At 40.5% G+C, this 16,056-nt stretch carries 17 protein-coding genes and 1 pseudogene; 13 read left to right on the plus strand and 5 right to left on the minus strand.

All coding sequences use genetic code 11. The features are described from left to right. Positions 1–9 precede the first annotated feature (9 nt). Complete coding sequence (locus CDG79_RS14965) at positions 10–363, plus strand: hypothetical protein (protein WP_094342824.1); 354 nt, start codon at positions 10–12, stop codon at positions 361–363. A gap of 131 nt (positions 364–494) precedes the next feature. Continuing rightward, complete coding sequence (locus CDG79_RS14970) at positions 495–773, plus strand: YggT family protein (RefSeq protein ID WP_094342825.1); 279 nt, start codon at positions 495–497, stop codon at positions 771–773. A 92-nt stretch (positions 774–865) separates the two neighbouring features. On the opposite strand, the gene CDG79_RS14975 is transcribed toward CDG79_RS14970, so the two are convergent. Next, a complete protein-coding gene (locus tag CDG79_RS14975; RefSeq protein WP_094342826.1) occupies positions 866–2,599 on the minus strand; it encodes a hypothetical protein in 1,734 nt (577 codons plus the stop codon). A 112-nt stretch (positions 2,600–2,711) separates the two neighbouring features. Beyond that, the gene (locus tag CDG79_RS14980; RefSeq protein ID WP_094342827.1) at positions 2,712–3,119 is read right to left on the minus strand and encodes a helix-turn-helix domain-containing protein; all 408 of its coding nucleotides are present in this window, start codon (positions 3,117–3,119) and stop codon (positions 2,712–2,714) included. 280 nt (positions 3,120–3,399) lie between these two features. On the opposite strand from CDG79_RS14980, the gene CDG79_RS14985 reads away from it, so the two are divergent. Then, positions 3,400–3,993, plus strand: a complete 594-nt coding sequence (locus tag CDG79_RS14985) for an acyltransferase (protein WP_094342828.1) — start codon at positions 3,400–3,402, stop codon at positions 3,991–3,993. A gap of 274 nt (positions 3,994–4,267) precedes the next feature. On the opposite strand, the pseudogene CDG79_RS43760 reads toward CDG79_RS14985, so the two are convergent. Together CDG79_RS43760 and CDG79_RS42390 are read right to left on the minus strand one after the other, a co-directional pair. After that, positions 4,268–4,915, minus strand: a pseudogene (locus CDG79_RS43760) (cytochrome P450); the annotation flags it as partial. An 80-nt stretch (positions 4,916–4,995) separates the two neighbouring features. Continuing rightward, positions 4,996–5,166: a hypothetical protein gene (locus tag CDG79_RS42390; protein WP_189525004.1), complete on the minus strand. Its 171-nt coding sequence runs from the start codon at positions 5,164–5,166 to the stop codon at positions 4,996–4,998. Between CDG79_RS42390 and CDG79_RS14995 the strand changes: the two genes are divergently transcribed. The 3 genes from CDG79_RS14995 (at position 5,160) to CDG79_RS15005 (ending at position 7,363) form a co-directional block, all read left to right on the plus strand. Beyond that, entirely contained in the window at positions 5,160–5,792 is a 633-nt protein-coding gene (locus CDG79_RS14995; RefSeq protein ID WP_094342829.1) for a ParA family protein, read from the plus strand. The genes CDG79_RS42390 and CDG79_RS14995 overlap by 7 nt on opposite strands. A gap of 2 nt (positions 5,793–5,794) precedes the next feature. After that, positions 5,795–6,415 (plus strand): hypothetical protein, encoded by a 621-nt coding sequence (locus CDG79_RS15000; RefSeq protein WP_094342830.1) that lies wholly within the window; start codon positions 5,795–5,797, stop codon positions 6,413–6,415. Positions 6,416–6,997: 582 nt separating this feature from the next. Continuing rightward, positions 6,998–7,363, plus strand: a complete 366-nt coding sequence (locus tag CDG79_RS15005) for a hypothetical protein (RefSeq protein WP_094342831.1) — start codon at positions 6,998–7,000, stop codon at positions 7,361–7,363. 7 nt (positions 7,364–7,370) lie between these two features. Here the strand turns inward: CDG79_RS15005 and CDG79_RS15010 are convergent, their stop codons facing one another. Continuing rightward, complete coding sequence (locus CDG79_RS15010; RefSeq protein WP_094342832.1) at positions 7,371–8,261, minus strand: alpha/beta fold hydrolase; 891 nt, start codon at positions 8,259–8,261, stop codon at positions 7,371–7,373. 270 nt (positions 8,262–8,531) lie between these two features. Here CDG79_RS15010 and CDG79_RS15015 point away from each other — a divergent pair, with 270 nt between their 5' ends. The 7 genes from CDG79_RS15015 to CDG79_RS15045 form a co-directional block, all read left to right on the plus strand. Then, positions 8,532–8,843, plus strand: coding sequence for a BMC domain-containing protein (locus CDG79_RS15015; RefSeq protein WP_094342833.1), 312 nt, complete (start codon positions 8,532–8,534; stop codon positions 8,841–8,843). An 86-nt stretch (positions 8,844–8,929) separates the two neighbouring features. Next, on the plus strand, positions 8,930–9,280 hold the full coding sequence (locus CDG79_RS15020) for a carbon dioxide-concentrating mechanism protein CcmK (RefSeq protein WP_094329988.1): 351 nt from the start codon (positions 8,930–8,932) through the stop codon (positions 9,278–9,280). Positions 9,281–10,186: 906 nt separating this feature from the next. Beyond that, positions 10,187–11,374, plus strand: coding sequence for a HetZ-related protein 2 (locus CDG79_RS15025; protein ID WP_094342834.1), 1,188 nt, complete (start codon positions 10,187–10,189; stop codon positions 11,372–11,374). A gap of 273 nt (positions 11,375–11,647) precedes the next feature. Then, complete coding sequence (locus CDG79_RS15030) at positions 11,648–12,883, plus strand: pilus assembly protein PilB (protein WP_094342835.1); 1,236 nt, start codon at positions 11,648–11,650, stop codon at positions 12,881–12,883. Between the two features lie 199 nt (positions 12,884–13,082). Further along, entirely contained in the window at positions 13,083–13,766 is a 684-nt protein-coding gene (locus CDG79_RS15035; RefSeq protein ID WP_094333442.1) for a Crp/Fnr family transcriptional regulator, read from the plus strand. A 113-nt stretch (positions 13,767–13,879) separates the two neighbouring features. Further along, positions 13,880–14,206: a hypothetical protein gene (locus CDG79_RS15040; RefSeq protein ID WP_223278155.1), complete on the plus strand. Its 327-nt coding sequence runs from the start codon at positions 13,880–13,882 to the stop codon at positions 14,204–14,206. A gap of 321 nt (positions 14,207–14,527) precedes the next feature. Next, positions 14,528–16,056: M61 family metallopeptidase (locus tag CDG79_RS15045; protein WP_223278156.1), on the plus strand; the 1,529-nt coding region annotated here is incomplete at its 3' end.

The raw sequence follows: 16,056 nt of genomic DNA on the forward strand, positions 1-16,056 counted from the left end.
GGTAAAGATATGAGTCAGCGAGATGGTTTTGGCAGTGGTTTTTTAGCAGGGGCCTTTGTTGGTGGTGTATTTGGCGGTGTTATCGGGGCACTGATTGCTTCTCGACGCGATCCTCAATTGCTACCAGAGGAGGAAACAGAACTGACAGATAGCCAAGTCGAAGCGAAAAAAATAGCGGCAAAGCGCCGTCAGATGAAAGCTTCAGAAAGTGAGAGCATTGGTATAGAAACGGCCCGGCGATCGCTAGAAGATAAAATTGCCCAGCTAAATGCCACAATTGATGATGTGCGGAAGCAACTGGGTAATGTGAATAGCGGTTCACCCCAAGCCAGCAATGACCGCTCTCTGACTAAAGACTCCTGATTTTTGTTCAGGCGTGGTGAAAATGTCTGGTGTGGTAAGTGCCAAATCTGCAAACACTTTTGACCTTGGACTAAATTAAAATTAGTAAAGATAAGACCGCGTTTGACACTTAGTAGGAAACAAAGCCATCCATGAGTTTACTGATTACAACACTAGTTACCTTTGTCACCTTTTATAGCTATTTGCTAATTATCCGGGTTTTGTTGACTTGGTTCCCGACAATTGACTGGTATAAACAGCCATTTGCCGCTTTAGCCCAGATAACCGACCCTTATCTGAATTTATTTCGCTCAATTATTCCCCCATTGGGCGGTATGGATTTTTCTCCGATTTTAGCTTTCTTAGCACTCAACTTAGCTGGCGACCTTCTCAGAACCGTAGCTCGTCTGCCATTCGCACAGGGATTTTGATTAGTAGCCCAATAAAAAATTTTGTAGAGATGCTTTTACAATTCGCGTCTCTACAATTTTTGATAACAACTCTGTGCTTATTCTTCAGTCAATTAATTGTGCCAAGCCTTGTAGAAATCTGGGTAAGTTAGATTTTCGGCACAATGCCAGATAATTTTAAACACAGCTTCGTAGCGATATGAATTGTTCTTGTAGAACTGTTCACTCAGATAGTCTTTTAGGGTTATGACTACTTGTGGTAAATGTTCTTTTTGGATGACGCTTGTAAAATTATCAGCTATATCTAAAAGACCGGATTCATAGGATAGCCACTCTGAAGGAAATAAATCTCCATTTTCATTTTCTTTAACCGCAAGATCCTGATAGGTTTGAATTAATCTAATAAAGACGGCGATTAATTCATTTAGTTTTTTGGTTTCTAATTTTATGCTTAGGTTAAATTGTTGTAAATGATAAGCAGCACTTGTCAAAATTGATTCATGCTTTGTAGTGTTCAAGAGCCGAATTAGAGTATTAAACGCCTGTTGATTATTGGAGTCTATTTCCAGCAAGATAAAGAGCGCATCTAGAGATGTACGCTCATCTTTTAAATTAACCATTTTCCACATGGCTTTAATTATTTGCTGCTGATAGTCATTAGTTGGTGCTAGTATATCTGCTGCATGAAAATACACCCATTCCTCCTCAGCAGTTTCAAGTATTTTGGATAAAGTGGTAATTGCTACTCTATTACCTGAATCGAATTTTCCTAGACATAAAGCAGCCTTACAACGGAAAAATTCATTCTCAGTGGTTTTAATTCTCTCAGTTAAAATAGTAATTACAGCTTTGTTACCTGGGTCAATTACCATCAGATATCTAACGGACATATCGAGCAAAGATGTATTCTCGGTAGTTTCGAGAATCTGGACTAAAATATTTAACGCTATTGCATTACCTGGATCGATATCCCACAAAGCCTTAGCTGCATCTGAACAAATCAGATCATCTTTGTATCTTTGAATGAAATCAATCAGGGTAGCGATCGCAATTTGATTGCCATAAGCTATGTTTCCTAAAGCTTTAATCGCACCCTCATATATGTCTTCTAACATCAACCACTCATTTGTGATCTCATCAGGCTTCATTTTGATAAATTTGATTAAAGCAGCGATCGCAGTTTCGTTACCGCAGCCAATTTGCCCTAAGCTATGAATTACAGCCCAAGGCGTTATTTTGATGAATTGGATTAAAGTAGTAATTACAGTTTCATTGCCATAGCCAATTTTCTCTAAGCTACGAATTGCAGTCCCAAGATGAGAGTTATTTTGCTGAATTAGCAGCATTAAAGCTGCGATCGCACTTTTATTACCCGGATCGAGTGTTCCTAATTTCTCGGCTGCAACTTGGAGAATTGAACGACTTTCAGTAGTATGAACCAAATGCACAAAAGCGGCGATAACCCGTTTCCTGTCGGTTAATTCCAGGATTTTTCTGGCTGTCTTCACCAATGGTTTTGGTAGTATCTGCCAATCTCGCTTATCCTGCCGAAAATAGGCATAACTCCATTTCAGCAGTTGTTCTACAATTGCATCACCCAAACTACATTCTGGGAACTGAGATAAAGCCTCAGCCGCCAAAAAATAGGCGCGATACCGATAAAAATCGCTGCAACTGTCATCAAAACCGATTAAAGCTTGGATAAAATCTTCTTTCTGCCTCTTATCTACATCTTCCTGGCTGAACCAGTGGAGAATCTCTGCTTTCCACTCCGGCTCAAAGATGCGGTAAGTGGCTTGATTTAAATTGCTGCGATCGTGGTTAAAGAAATACTGCCAATCATGCATTGCCTCCTACCCACTTCGAGATGTGGGACGAAAGGGACTTAAATGGATCTTGCTACATCAGTTTGCTTTTTGTCAAGTCTACACGCAATGACTATCTGTAAAGTTTTCCGTCTTATGACTCAAAAAAAGCAGCAGGCGAAATATGAAAAAACTCCGCCAGGTCAGCGATATGCCTAACTGTCAACTTGCGCTGTCCACTCAATACCTGCGAGACAATAGACTCGGTTTTAAAGATAGGAATTAAGTCTTTTTGTCGCAAATCAAATTCGGCTATTAACGCTTGAAGCAAGTCTACACCATAAATATCTCGTATGGTATTGTGTTTTTCTTCATACTCGTGAACTAAACTACCTAATACATTGAGATAGTCTTGTTCATCTGGTGTTAATTCACCTTTATCAATTAAGGAATCAATTACTTTTTGCGTAGCCAGTAATTCTTCCTCATAAGTGATGGGACGAGGAGGAAAAGATTTGAGTAATTCAATATACCTTTGAGTAATAGGTATTCCAGGGGTCATTTTGCCAGATTCCTGATTGTTTCAATCCCTAATAGCGGCTATTTGTTGTAATGGAGGGTATTTTTTCATGGGAATATTTTTTGGTCGGATACTAGAGAATATTAGCAAATTGCGAAGTTCTTGTGTGTATTGCACAACCAACTTTTACAAAAACGGTATTTACACGGGAGAAAATACTCTAATCAGGGAAACCTAATAAATGCGAAGGGTGCTAAACTACCCGCGTCATTTTCCCTCCTTGGTTGAAAACCAGAGAGTTCCCAGACTTCCATGAGGTTTTATGAAACAAATCAAAGATAAAATTACAAATAAATTAGAGCGACTATTGGAACAATGGTTAATCCCTCGTTTGGTGCGGTGGGGAGAATACCTAGAAACCAAAATTAGGCGCTACAAGCATCAAGAACTGAAGAGTAAATTAAAATTTTGTGGTTCTGGTTTACGATTTAAGCAAGATATTAGAATTGACCATCCGCAAAATGTCTCTTTGGGTAATAAAGTCTATATCGGCCCGGATGTCTTATTAGATGGACGTGGTGGAATCACAATTGGCGACAACACCACGCTTGGATTTAATGTTGTTATTCTCTCTGCAAATCACGACTACCAAAGTAATGATTTGCCTTATGAGCATAATGTCTACATTCATAAACCTGTTGTCATTGGCCGCAATGTTTGGATTGGCGGAAATGTCCTAATTATTCCCGGAGTTTCCATTGGAGATGGTGCGATTGTGGCAGCTGGTACGGTTGTAAGTGCCAATATTGACCCTTTAGCAATTGTTGGAAATCAACCTATGAGAACAATTAAATACCGCGATAAAGAACATTATGAACAACTCGCTAATAAACAAGAGAGTCAGGATAATTCGTAATGGGCTACGCCCCGCTATGCTAACGTAATTCGTAATTATTATGCCGTGCGGACAGTAGCTAAGTATTATTTTGTCAAGCTACAGGAATCCGGTTTGATTTCTGAACAGATACGTAGGGTGCGTTAGCGACAGCGTAACGCACCAAACCTCGACAATGGTGCGTTACGAACTTCGTTCTAACACACCCTACAATACTTAGAAAATAAGGACTAAAGTGCTTACTACAAACTTCCTTTTTTAAAGGTAGTCAGTTAGACTAGCGCTGGTGTATTTACACCCTATCAATTTTTTGCCGTTGTTGCAGAATCCAACCCCACGGACTCCACGCACCGAAATCTTTTTGCATAAACCGGAAAAAGAAGGCGCTGGACATTACAGGTGAACCGATGAAGTCTAGTAAGTCAGTTAGCGATCGCCTCAGTTCTTCAAAGAGCTTTCCTTCTTCCATTCCAAATACAACTCGTAGGATAACACGCAAAGTAATTTCTTGCATCGACTCACGAATCTTGAAAGGCTTGTCAATTTGCCATTCACTACTCACCTGTCGGGTTATTTTACAGATATCTTCGCCGTAAGCCCGCATCCTTTCGCCATGAAAGGGAGGGGCTAAGAGTTACCGCTGGCGCTGGTGGCGATCGCCATCCGCTAACATAAAAGAGCGATCGCCAAGCAAAAATTTTAGTCCTATGTTCCCCCTCCCAACCTCAAAATGGCTGGAATCAGCAGTAAAAATCTGCTCAAGCGCTTGGGGTTGACTAAAGTACACAATATGGTTGTCCCCGCGACTACTCCTGATTGTGAAAGTGTCACCATAGATTTTGGCAAAATCATCCACATATTTCACTGGCTGACTAATAAACTTGATCCTTCGCAACCAGCGCGGCATTTGAGGCCCATCAGGTAGATTGGAAGTTGCTGTCATAGGAGTTTGTAGATTTGATGGCTTCTGAATTTTATTGTTACGAGTTTTCATGTTATTTAGGGTTACAGAAAGCGGTATATTCATGATTGGGGACTAGTAACTGGGGACTGGGGACTAGGGACTGGGAACACAAGCTGGACAAGATGGAGAATAATAACTCCTAACTCCTGTACAGATGCGATTAATCGCGTCTCTACTCCTAACTCAGCACTAAAGACTAAAGAGGCAGCATCGGAAGCAAGCAGTGCCAAAAATCATCGCTATTCTCAACGGTAAAGGAGGAGTCGGTAAAACGACTACCGCAGTCAATCTGGCTGCAAACTTTGCGAAGAAAAAAAAGGTGTTGCTAATTGATGCAGATATTCAAGGTTCTGCCAGTTGGTGGTTTGGGCGCAGTCAGCAGGGAATGGGATTTGATTTATCTCAAGAAACAGATCCCACACTTTTAAGTGATTTAGGAAAGATAACAGGTTACGATTTAGTAGTGGTGGATACGCCTCCCGCGCTGCGCTCTGAAGCATTAGTGGCGGTAGTTGCGATCGCAGATTATCTAGTTTTGCCTACACCCCCAGCCGCAATGGATTTAGCTATCCTCGTGGAAACAGTCAAGGAAGCCGTCATCCCCGTGGGAACCCCCCATCGGGTACTCCTTACCAAAGTCGATACGCGCAGTATTGGGGAAGCGCTAGAAGCAAAAAACACTCTCACTAGATTAGGTATTCCTGCTTGCAATACCTTTATCCGTGCCTATAAAGCTCATGAACGAGCAGCACTTGAGGGTGTAGCGATCGGTCAATGGCGAGGAAGTAATGCACGAGAAGCGGAGTTAGACTACCGCCGTGCAGCTGATGAATTACAGCGTGATTGGAGAAAATAATAATGGCTAGGAAACAAAGTCTCTCTGACTTACTACAAGAAGAGGCGCAAAAGTTTACACCCCCAGAAGGTGAATCTGCGATCGAAGTTACAGCAGAATCAATTGCCGAAGAAGAGGCTTCGTCTGATGAGGAATCCTCAACACAAACACCCGATCCAACTTCTACTAAGCGCACAAGTCCCACTAAAGCTGATTTAGAAGCAACTGTCAAAGAATTGACAATTAATCTCGAAAAAAGCCATAAAAAGGAAGCATCTCTGGGGCAAGAAATTGCTGATTTGCAATCAAAATTATCTAAACAACAAACATTAGCATCGGAACAAAAAATATTAGCAGAACAGGCAGCAAAAGAACTTGACGAAACAAAAAAAACAGCACTGCAACTAGCAGAAGCTAATTCCCAGCTTATAGAAGAAATTAATGCTTTAAAACAAACAGCAGAAGATAATTCTAAAAAACTTGTTGTCAAAGAAACTAGTGCTATTAAACCAGTCAAAGACCATTACAATCCCCTTAACTACAAAAAATCACATCGGTCATCGGAAACATTAGCTCAAAATCAACCACAAAATCAACCAAATGAGTATCCTGATAGTTCTAATGAGATGTGGTTACTTGACTAGAGTCAGTTAATCTTATCTTGGCTCCCCCTTCCCTGGTAGGGAAGGGCGCTAGAGGTTTTTTTTGATTTCTGAATCGATGCTCTAGCTCGCAAACTGTTTTAAACGAGTTAACTTTAATAAATAAATTGATAACCCAGTAAAAAATCCTTCAATTAGAAAGATTGTACTGAAAGGAGTTCCAAAAACTCTTATATCTATGCCAATTTTATAATTATTAATTAACAAAAATAATAAGTATTGTCAGTATTTATGTAATGAAAAATAGCAATACCTTTAACCTAGCTCCGAGACGTTGTAATACAACGTCTCGGAGATAAGTTAATTTCCCGCAATCCTTGACTGAACTGTATTGAGCTATATAGTTCCCTAAAATTATGTGAAAGTAACAGAAAGAAAATAACGGCTTTTGTACAAGCTTTCATCAAGAGGTGAAAAGCTTTTTAGATAAGGGTTACAGAAATTTTTTTGATAGTTGTGCTACTTTTGCACACAATAAAACCTATCGAGTACCTGTGTTAATTTGTTCTGCTAGGCGGGAAATATAACTATGTAACCGCTGCGTGCGTCCAGGAGATTGATAACATGGGACTCAGATGTAACCCAATAATTCCTTGGCTAATTTTAGTTTTGTCCATTGTCACAATAGTATTGGCTTTAATGATAGGTAACGGCTTGTTAATTTTATCTTCTATTGTACAAATAGTGTTTTCTATACTGAGACTACAAGATCCCTTATATTTTATCTATTCTACAGAGATTGTTGGAAAGAATTTGGTAGGGATGAGTTTTGTAAAACATCGCTTTGATAGCTACAGAGACTTATTGATAGAAAACGATCGTCTCTATTTATTTAAAAATGGTAGAAAGATTAAAATCACAAGTAAATTTTTTTACCATCCAGAAGATTGGAAAGCAATGGTTGAAACTATTAGAGATTGCCAATTGTGACTTAATCTTATTCACCACAAAAGTTTAAAATATGCTGCGCGGTCATTTGTGGTTGTTCCAAGTGTGGGAGATGACCACAATCTGGAATCCAGGTGAGAGTACTATGTGGAATTGCTCTTTTAAATCTCATGGCATCCTTAGTACCCAAAATCTTATCAGAATCGCCCCACAAAATTAGCGTTGGCTGCACAATTTTTGATATTGCTGTGAATCTAAAAGCACTGTAACCACCGCTTTTAGTAAAAGCAATCAAAGCTTGATTCCAACTGGGCATTTGTAGATGTAATGCAGCACAACATAGAGCATCGACAGAGGCAAGATTTTGATTTTTATATCCAATACGGGAAATGCGATCGCGCACCTTCAAACTACTCAAAAATTGAGTTGCTAAATAATCCAACGGTGGAAACATTACTTTACTTAACGGTGAACCACCCGCCAACCCTGCACTGTCAATTAACACCAGTTTTTTTACTACCTCCGGGTAAGTCAGCGTAAAATCAATCGCTGTCGCGCCTCCCATTGAAGCACCTACCAAAATTACAGGTTGGTTAATCAGGCTTTTCCAGAAATAATAAAGATGGGTTTTTATGGCAGTTGGGCTATAAGCAATTCCTGAAAGTCTATCTGTAAACCCAAAACCCAACAAATCCATCGCCCAAGTTTCATTATCTCCAGAGAGTTGTGGCAAAAGCCGGCGAAACTCTAATACAGAACTGTCAAAGCCGTGAATTAATAAAATAGGAGTTCCACCACTACCTTGCTTGACATAAGTTGTGGTAACTGGTTGATTAATTAAAGGAGTAGCGATCGCAGCAGTTTGAATACTCTGAGCCAGTGCGATTGAGGTAGATTCTGTCAGTTGCCCAACTGTTTTAGGAAGAAAATTCGGAAACATAAATTTCAGTTTATCGTACTAGCTAGCTTCCACCCATTGCTAATTTTGTTAAGCAGCAGAATTACACAAACTCATACTATTGAGTATTATTTGTAATACATAAAATATAGTCTAGCGACTATCAAAACATTCTAACTCCTCACTCCTCACTCTTAACTCCCCACTCCCCCAAAATTTCCCGCATCAAAGAAAGTTTTACAAAATGTTAAAATTGGGACTAAAGCCACGTACAATTAATATCGCCTATCCCTTAATCCAGGAGCTAATGCCATGCCAATGGCGGTTGGCGTAATTGAAACTTTAGGTTTTCCTAGTGTCTTAGCAGCAGCAGATGCAATGGTCAAAGCTGCCGCAGTTACAATTGTGTACTACGGTCAAGCTGAAAGCGCTCGTTTGTTGGTTGCTGTCCGGGGACACGTTGCTGAGGTAAAAAAAGCTGTTGAAGCCGGAATCGAAGCTGGAGAGCAAGTCAAGGTTGGTGCAGTAATCACCTACTACATCGTTCCCAATCCTCCAGAAAATGTGGAAACCATATTACCAATCCATTTCACTGAAGAATCAGAACCTTTCCGCATGTTCTAAGCAATTTTGCTATCAAAATCTGTAGCGAAGCTTCGTACAATTAACTTGTAGCCCCCGTCAGCGTTTATTCATACAGGAGATTAATAATGTCATTACAGGCAGTTGGAGCACTTGAAACGAAAGGTTTCCCTGCGGTGCTAGCAGCAGCAGATGCTATGGTAAAAGCTGGTCGAGTCACCCTCGTTGGATATATCAGAGTGGGTAGCGCCCGTTTTACAGTTAATATTCGTGGCGATGTTTCTGAGGTAAAAGCCGCTATGGCTGCTGGTATTGAAGCCGCAGAAAATGTATATGGCGGTACCCTCGAATCCTGGGTAATTATTGCTCGTCCCCATGAAAACGTCGAAGCTGTTCTGCCTATTGGTTACACAGAACAAGTCCAACAGTATCGAGAATCTCTAGAAAACCCCATTGTTAGATCGTCGAATAGTCGATAGATTCAAACCTCTGCGGGAAACTCAAAACAAAGAATCCCCACGAATGAATTTATTGAGAAGTCTCTTGTAAGGCTTCTGACCATTAAAGCTTTTGAAGGTTGCATTCTTTCTGTTTTTATATTTGCATAAGTTGAATTTTCAAGCAGAGGGAAAGCAACAGTCAGAGTCAATAGTCAAAATCAATATTGACTGTTGACTATTCATTATTGGCAATGTCAGGGTTTGAAGAATAACTTGCCAATGTTAGAAGTACAGTTGTAGCTGAAGCTAGTTTAGAGATTAAGCTTTTATTAACGACTTACCAAACATCCTTTTAAATGCTAACTTGTGTATATACACTTAATAAATACAAAACAATAGTACGAAATTTAACTTAATACTATTCAGCTAGGGCTTGATCCTCCCTCACCCTTCTTAAAAATGAGGGAATTAAACCGATTTTAAGAAAGGTTGGGGGGTCTTCCAGACCAAAATATCATTAATACCAACGCATATTGAGATTTAACTAAATATTTTACTACGTAAGGGATTGTAGAGCGTTGAAACTTATACGGGTGAAATAACGTCTGATTATTGAGTTAAATTAGATTCGTTCCTCGGCTCGGTTACAAAATTTCAAATTTCCCCAACCCATCTGTATGCAAAACCTTATACTCAGCCCTCTAGGCAAATTTTTGTTCTCAGTTAAAAAACATAACTTTACAAAAAGTTAAAATTTACAAAATCGGACAAAATGCTTGATATGTAAGGGATTGGGACATTTTGTAATTGAAAGCAAAATACTAATGCAAAAATTTCTGCATAATTTTGCTGAATTAAGACGAAATAAAAGTGGAATCACTGAGATATTTTCATGAAACTCATGAAATTAGGGACAGCTGCCAGTTAAACAATTAGGTGGGACAAATGGGGGTTGTGATGCAAACTTCAAAATTGAGTTTCGAGGAGCGCAATCTCGCTATGGTAACGGATGTGGAAAAACTGGCTCTAGATTGGCGAAAGCGCTTGGCTGCGGAATGTCCAGAACAAAATGAAGCTGCTAGACAAAGTATTATTCTCTGGCTTTTGGGATCAGACTCAAAACGGTTTGACCTATTGAACCCTAAAGAACTTGATATCGCCAAACAAGCGATGGAATATCGCTGGAGGATTTTACGTCAACGCTATTTGGGGTTCGGGCGAGAACGTGCTTATCGCAACTTGATAACGCGACTGGGAAGTTTAGTGACATTACGGAATAAAATTCAGACTTGGGTTTCCCTCAGCCGCGATCGCCAGCGCAGTGTCATGGATGTATTGCAAGAAGTACTCCAAGAGTTACTGCAAACTGATGCCTACATGCAACAACAAATGGCTGATCTGAGCAAATATACAACCGATAGACGATTGGGAGATACTCTGCTATTTGCCAGCATAGAGGAATATTGTCTGCGACCAGTACGCAATCAACCCCTATTAGCTTATCGGTTTGTAAATTACTTGCGTCGCACTCAGCGCGGTGGCTTAACCCAAGTGCCTGGCCGTGACTTGATTAGACTCGTCTCAGAAGAAGTCCTCACCGACGACAGTGACAATCGAGTTAACTTAGTCGATAGTCAGGCGATCGCAGAATATCAAGAAGCACAACACCTAGAGGAACAACAAGCGCTACGTCAGTCAGTGCAAAAAGAATTTGAAAATTATTTACAAGAAAATCTGGGTACAGACGCAGTGGAGTGGCTACGTCTGTATTTGCAAGGCAAATCTCAGGAAGATATTGCCCAAAAACTGAATAAGCAGACTAAAGAAGTCTACCGTCTGCGAGAAAAAATTAGTTACCACGCCGTGCGTGTTTTTGCTCTCAAAGGGAAACCAGAGCTAGTAGAAAGTTGGCTCTCAATTTCCTTGCAAGAACATAACTTGGGGTTAACACAAAACCAATGGCAGCAACTTGATGAAAAATTGACTCCTCTGGGGCGGCAGATCCTAGATTTGCAAAGAGCAGGGAACTTAATAGAAACAATAGCCCAACAGTTGAAACTCAAAACTCATCAAGTTTTAGGCGAATGGACAAAAATTTATCTTGCTGCCCAAGCTTTAAGAACCCAGGAGTAGGCAATTCAGGTGGTGGGAGACAAGGTAAATAGGGAGTGGCTAGTGGAAGAGCAGGGGAAGCAAGGGAAGAAGAAGTATTAATTATTATGTTCAATCCCTAATCCCCAACCCCCAATCCTCAGTATTATCCCCATTCTATAATCTAAAATTCATCTTCTACTTACGTCTACTTAAGTATATATAATTGAAATTTTAACAATCCGACAAAGTATCTTTATTAACTACCTACTAAATTAGAGGCAAAATATAAATAAACACAACACAATCAAACCTATGTTGTTTTCAGAGGGCGAACTAAATAATACCGCAGCAAATGGACAGCAAATGCTAACTGTCGCTCAAACTAGTTGGGAAGAAGGGGAGGAACGCGATCGAATCTTCCAACTTATTGATAATCTTTTATCCTTTGAAGCTTGCCTTTACTACCAGATTTTGCCCTTTGGATTAGAAGATAAAAACCTCTTGCTAGGTATGGTTCATCCACAAGATAGCGAGGCACTAGATTATGCTGGTCGCATTTTGTCTTATATCAATTGCACAATGGTGATTGAAGCGATCGCATCTGACGCTCACCGCAGAATCTTGTCAGCCTACCTCAACCATAAGAATACATCCCAACTAGATGCTCAACAAGCGCATCAGCCAATAGCCGACTCTCCCCAGCAAAATAGCCCAGCTAGCATCGCTGATAAACCTATTGTTTCTCTAAATACTGACCCTGAATCAAATCAGCAACCAATATTGACACTATTTGAGACATCAAAGCGTCAACATTCTGGGCAGCGTGTAGATTTGCCTCCTATCCCAGAGCTAGATCAATCATCTCAAACAATGAGAAGTCATGAAGGTGAGACTTCTGAAATAGCTGCACCAAAAAATTTACCGATTTTGCCTACCCAAGTTCCCGAACTACTTACTCCTATCGAGTTGCTGTCAACACTACCACCAAAGAAATTATTAGAAGAATTACTAGGGCGAATTCTCAGTGGGGGAATTGGTCGGCTGTATTTAGAAAGACAAGCTTACGAAGGCAGGATACTGTGGAGTGATAATGGAATTTTGCAATCTGTTTTAGACAAACTGCCACTCTCTGTTTTCCAAGGAGTACTGAATGAATTAAAGCGGTTTGCTTCCCTACCTCTTACCACGGTTGCAGAGCCAAAACAGGTAGAGAAGGAATACGTATATCAAAAAAACCGTTTATTATTACGCTTGCGAATCATGCCAGGAATCTACGGTGAAGAGGCAACACTCCAAGTTCTGCGGGGAGCAGCACTAAAATTTTATCAACAACAACAATTGACGCGCCTGAGCCGCGACGCTTTAGGAATTTCTCAGCAGCTAAGTTTCAAGTTACATGAACTACAAGAACGGCTTTTACTGAATCCCAGCCTTGATTCTCAACAATCAGAGGCTTTAATTGCCCTGACTCAATTAGTGAAAAATTTAGACCAACAGATCAAAATCTTGGTACTAGATAGCAATCCACCAACAAACAGCAAATCATAAGTCTGTAAGTGAAACCTCTGATTTCGATCGCATACATAATTGTTATGTTGTAATAGAATTCTAGACCGATCAACCTTAGAGTTTAAGATCAAAAAAATACATATTTTGCGATCCTATCCTAAGTAAAATTACGGTTTAAATGAACTTATGATAGCGAAGTTAGTTTCACGCTCTTGAATCCATTTCTTGCAGATATTTCATGCTAACTGAGGTTTTTAGTGAACTTTTCCCCTTGATGAGTACAGCCAACCCACAAACCTTGGAATGGCTGCTCAACGTTGCAATTGAACATGAATACCCATCAGGGCGAGCCGTTGTGATGGAAGATGCCTGGGGTAATGCCGTTTATTTCGTGGTTTCTGGTTGGGTCAAAGTCCGGCGTACCGTCGGGGAAGATTCAGTAGCTCTGGCAATTTTTGGTCGTGGCGATTTTTTTGGAGAAATGGCAATTTTGGATGAATCTCCACGCTCAACCGATGTCATTGCTCTTTCACCCGTAAACTTGCTTAGTATCTCTAGAGAGCGTTTTATTCAAATATTATTTAAAGACCCGCAGCTACATCACCGAATGTTGCAACTGATGGTGCGGCGATTGCGGCAAATTAACCAGCGTTTACAAATGCGGTCTTCACCACCAGCAGTCAAACTCGCCCATACCCTAGTAACTTTAGGTGAAAACTATGGCCAGGAATCAGACTTAGGAAGAGAAATTTTTAACATTCCCTTTAAAGATTTAGCAGAGGTGACAGAAATTGGCGTTGAAGAAACTACCAAAATCATGGAAAAGCTCCATGAAAAAGGGTGGATTAAGATTGATAGCGCCAAGAACATCAATTATCTTGTGAACTTCAAACAGTTGATGAACTTGGCGGGCAAAGTGTGATTGCTTTATTTATTTAGCGATACAAATAAATTTTTTGACTCTCTTGGTCTAATTACCCAATGTAGGTTTAAAATCTCACCAGGCAAGCATTTTAGACCTATCCAAATCCCAAGATGCCTTCTAAGCGAATCTCGTTTATCAGTAACGGCCACGGAGAGGACAACCACACCTCTCATCTGATTCAAACCCTGCGCCAATTGTGTCCCGATCTTGATATGGCAGCAATGCCAATTGTGGGGGAAGGAAAAGCTTACCGCAGCTTGGATGTTCCCATTATTGGCCCAACAAAAACGATGCCCTTTGGAGGATTCTTTTACATGAAGCGCCTCTATTTGCTCAAAGATTTTCAATCGGGATTAATTGGGTTAACGTTCGCTATGCCCGTTTTTATGTTCAACAATTTTACTCTACAGATGAGCAAGGAAGTAGGGTGTAGGTAGAGATGCGAAAATCGCATCTCTACAGGAGGGGAAACCAGACATTGGAGAATCTGCGTTGGTAACGATTTTTGGTGCGTAGCCATAGCCCGTCGTAGACATCGCAGACTGCTAAATATGGCTGAAATACTCAAATTGCCTGTAGTAATTATGTACAATGCATAAGTAGTATATTAGTTATGCAAAAGAAATAAAGTGTAATCTTTATTTGAGAGAAAGCGGATTTATCCGTGGAATCAAAACTTATAATACTGTCTTTTCTACGAGATGCTGCGCGATCGCACAGCATCTCGTAGCCTATTAACAATTACCTCAGCAAACAAGATGACTGAAGCAACAGCAACTCGTCCCAAAACCTACGTCGAGGTAACTGGGCCAACGATTCATTACCTGGTAGCAATGTCCCAACCAGAAACCCATCTGTTTGAAGTGACTTTACGCCTTGTCAATTACCTCTCGCCGATTCTCGATTTAAAATTGCCGGTATGGACACCCGGTTCCTATTTAGTTCGGGAATATGCCAAAAATTTACAGGATTTTGTCGCTTTTGCAGAGGGTAAGCCTTTACCTTGGCGAAAAATCAGTAAAAATCACTGGCAGGTAGATAAAACGGGTGTTTCAGAATTAACTGTACGTTACCGCATTTTTGCTAATGAGCTATCGGTACGGACAAATCACTTGGATGCCACCCACGGTTATTTCAATGGGGCGGCACTATTTTTTAGAATACCAGGCTGCGATAAGCTACCCATTCGCGTCACCATCGTACCACCACACCCGGAATGGCAGGTAACTACTGCTCTACCTCACGTTGGTGAAGAAAAAAATACTTTCTTGGCTAGCGATTTTGATACTCTGGTGGATACTCCCTTTGAGATTGGTAGCCACCAATTGTATAAATTTGAAGTCTTGGGAAAACCCCATGAACTGGCAATTTGGGGGCAAGGTAATTACCAAGTTCAGCAATTGATTGCTGATATCCAAAAAATTGTTCAGGTAGAAGCGCAGATGTTCGGCGGTTTGCCTTATGAACGATACGTGTTTCTGTTACATTTATTTAGCCAAGCTTTTGGCGGTTTGGAGCATAAAGACTCTTGCTCGTTAATTTACCAACGTTTTGGGTTTCGCGTTCAGGAAAAATACGATCGCTTTCTCCAATTGGTAGCGCACGAGTTCTTTCACTTGTGGAATGTCAAACGAATTCGCCCAAAAGCATTAGAGGTTTTTGATTACGACCAAGAAAATTACACACCGTCATTGTGGTTTTGTGAGGGTACTACTAGTTACTACGACTTGTTAATTCCTTTGCGGGCAGGGATTTATGATGTTAAGTCGTTTTTGAATAACTTGAGTAAAGAAATTACCAGATATGAAACGACACCGGGGCGCAAGGTACAACCCGTTTCCGAGTCAAGTTTTGATGCCTGGATTAAACTCTATCGCCCCGATGCTAATAGCGGTAATTCCCAAATTTCTTACTATTTAAAAGGAGAAATGGTATCGTTGTTGCTGGATTTACTGATTAGGTCTACTCATAACAATCAGCGTTCCCTTGATGACGTGATGCTGAAAATGTGGCAGCAATTTGGCAAAGATGAAATTGGCTATACCCCAGAACAGTTGCAGGAAGTTATAGAATCTGTTGCTGGAATCGATTTGACTGATTTCTTTAAACGATACATTGATAGTATTGATGATTTGCCTTTTAATCAGTATTTGGAACCCTTTGGCTTACGTCTTGGTGTGCCAGTGATTGTTGGCGTGAAGCAAGCAACGCAGGTGATTCGAGATGGAGCGATTATAACGCTGGATCTACAACGGGGTTTGATTTACTCTGGGGCAGTGAGAACGCC

This window comes from Nostoc sp. 'Peltigera membranacea cyanobiont' 232 (genome assembly GCF_002245985.1).
In the GTDB taxonomy this organism is placed as follows: Bacteria; Cyanobacteriota; Cyanobacteriia; order Cyanobacteriales; family Nostocaceae; genus Nostoc.

Bases quoted from the DNA above. Each gene is read 5' to 3' on its own strand.
- CDG79_RS15025 (WP_094342834.1), top strand. From the start codon at position 10,187: ATGGGGGTTGTGATGCAAACTTCAAAATTGAGTTTCGAGGAGCGCAAT.
- CDG79_RS15015 (WP_094342833.1), top strand. From the start codon at position 8,532: ATGCCAATGGCGGTTGGCGTAATTGAAACTTTAGGTTTTCCTAGTGTC.
- CDG79_RS15030 (WP_094342835.1), top strand. From the start codon at position 11,648: ATGTTGTTTTCAGAGGGCGAACTAAATAATACCGCAGCAAATGGACAG.
- CDG79_RS14985 (WP_094342828.1), top strand. From the start codon at position 3,400: ATGAAACAAATCAAAGATAAAATTACAAATAAATTAGAGCGACTATTG.
- CDG79_RS15000 (WP_094342830.1), top strand. From the start codon at position 5,795: ATGGCTAGGAAACAAAGTCTCTCTGACTTACTACAAGAAGAGGCGCAA.
- CDG79_RS14970 (WP_094342825.1), top strand. From the start codon at position 495: ATGAGTTTACTGATTACAACACTAGTTACCTTTGTCACCTTTTATAGC.
- CDG79_RS14980 (WP_094342827.1), bottom strand. From the start codon at position 3,119: ATGACCCCTGGAATACCTATTACTCAAAGGTATATTGAATTACTCAAA.
- CDG79_RS15035 (WP_094333442.1), top strand. From the start codon at position 13,083: ATGCTAACTGAGGTTTTTAGTGAACTTTTCCCCTTGATGAGTACAGCC.
- CDG79_RS15005 (WP_094342831.1), top strand. From the start codon at position 6,998: ATGGGACTCAGATGTAACCCAATAATTCCTTGGCTAATTTTAGTTTTG.
- CDG79_RS14975 (WP_094342826.1), bottom strand. From the start codon at position 2,599: ATGCATGATTGGCAGTATTTCTTTAACCACGATCGCAGCAATTTAAAT.
- CDG79_RS15020 (WP_094329988.1), top strand. From the start codon at position 8,930: ATGTCATTACAGGCAGTTGGAGCACTTGAAACGAAAGGTTTCCCTGCG.
- CDG79_RS14965 (WP_094342824.1), top strand. From the start codon at position 10: ATGAGTCAGCGAGATGGTTTTGGCAGTGGTTTTTTAGCAGGGGCCTTT.
- CDG79_RS15010 (WP_094342832.1), bottom strand. From the start codon at position 8,261: ATGTTTCCGAATTTTCTTCCTAAAACAGTTGGGCAACTGACAGAATCT.
- CDG79_RS15040 (WP_223278155.1), top strand. From the start codon at position 13,880: ATGCCTTCTAAGCGAATCTCGTTTATCAGTAACGGCCACGGAGAGGAC.